Raw genomic sequence first — 1,000 nt, forward strand, 5'->3', positions numbered from 1 at the left:
GCCAGCCTCACCCTGACCAGCCTTGGCCGCGCCCTTCCGGGCAGGGCGCACGTCAAAAATAAAATTAAACGTGTTGACCGTGCTCTTGGCAATACAGCCCTTCATCGTGATATTCCCCGTATTCAGCACCTGCTCACACATACCATCACCTCCCTGATGCCTTTCTGTGTTATCGCTGTCGACTGGACCGGCTGGCATGACAGGAACTGGCACCTTCTGCGGGCAAGTCTGGTCTGTAATGGCCGCTCAATTCCGCTGATGAGTGAGGTGGTTCCTGCAGAGCTGGCGCAGAACAGTAATGTTCAGTGCCGCTTCCTTGACCGCCTCCGTGATGCCATTCCGCAGAATAAAGCCGTCACCATCATTACTGACGCAGGCTTCCGGACAGACTGGTTCCGTCATGTCAGTCAGATGGGCTGGTGCTTCACCGGCAGGGTCAGGGGTTGTATCAGCTTCCGGCTGGACGGTGATAAAAAGTGGATGAAAATCAGTGAGCTTGAGGCTACCGGACAACCGGTCTGCGTGGGTTACGGCGTCCTGTCCCGTAAACCACGAACGCCCTGTTACGGCCGGTTCTATCTGCATAAGCGCCCTGACGCAGGACGTCACGGAAAAGGGGGAATGCCGAAAACACAGCGGGAGCACCGCAGTAGTGCCCGGGAGCCCTGGCTCCTGTTCAGTAATGCGCAGGGACTGGAGCCGCACCAGATAATGACACTGTACAGCCGCAGAATGCAGATAGAACAAAACTTCCGGGACGACAAGAGCCCCCGCTTCGGGTTCGGTCTTAGACAGAGCCGTAGTCAGGGTCAGGGCCGACTGGAAGTGCTGAATCTGGTCGCGGGGATGGCAAGTCTGGTGATGTGGCTGACAGGATACATGGCAGAAAAGCGGTGTCTGCACTGGCATTATCAGGCAAGCAGCGTCAGGGTCAGGCGTGTGCTGTCTTACCTGAGGCTGGCAGAGGAAGTCATCCGGCATGAACCGGGGAAAGTGAGGC

Annotated in this window: 1 protein-coding gene; it reads left to right on the forward strand. The window is 57.2% G+C overall.

Annotated elements, in window-relative coordinates; genetic code table 11:
• Positions 1-1,000: IS4 family transposase (locus tag KW828_RS21620; RefSeq protein WP_218338288.1), on the forward strand; the 1,000-nt coding region annotated here is incomplete at both ends.

The sequence above is a fragment of the Enterobacter sp. ENT03 genome (assembly GCF_019218745.1).
Taxonomy (GTDB): domain Bacteria; phylum Pseudomonadota; class Gammaproteobacteria; order Enterobacterales; family Enterobacteriaceae; genus Enterobacter_D.